This is a genomic window from Streptomyces sp. GbtcB6 (genome assembly GCF_019091475.1).
GTDB lineage: Bacteria > Actinomycetota > Actinomycetes > Streptomycetales > Streptomycetaceae > Streptomyces > Streptomyces hyaluromycini.
Window position 1 is genome coordinate 1 of record NZ_JAGXJL010000222.1, and the last position, 350, is coordinate 350.

The following is a 350-nucleotide window of genomic DNA, read 5'->3' on the forward strand; positions in this document are numbered from 1 at the left end:
TGCACGGCCAGCGCGGTCTTGCCGATCCCGGCGGCGCCGCCGATGGCGGAGATGACCACGGTGTTCGCCGTACCCGGTGCCCCCGCGGGCGCAAGCAGCGAGTGGAGTCGGCCGAGTTCGCCGGTGCGGCCGGCGAAACCCGGAGTGTCGTGCGGGAGTTCGGCCGGCACGGCGCTCTCGCGCGGCGGGTGGAGCACCGGCCGAGGCGGAGACAGGAGGAAGGCGTCGTCCTGACGCAGTACCGCTGCGTGCACCCGGCGCAGTTCCTCACCGGGATCGGCTCCGAGCTCGTCACGCAGCCGTACGCGCATGTCCTCAAAGGCATTCAGCGCTTCCGCCTGACGGCCGCA

1 protein-coding gene is annotated in these 350 nt (G+C 72.6%); it reads right to left on the bottom strand.

Features of this window, described 5'->3' with window-relative positions; all coding sequences use genetic code 11:
* A partial coding sequence (locus KVT45_RS55230; RefSeq protein WP_308311179.1) for a hypothetical protein occupies nucleotides 1-254 on the bottom strand: 254 nt, incomplete at its 3' end.
* Nucleotides 255-350 lie beyond the last annotated feature (96 nt).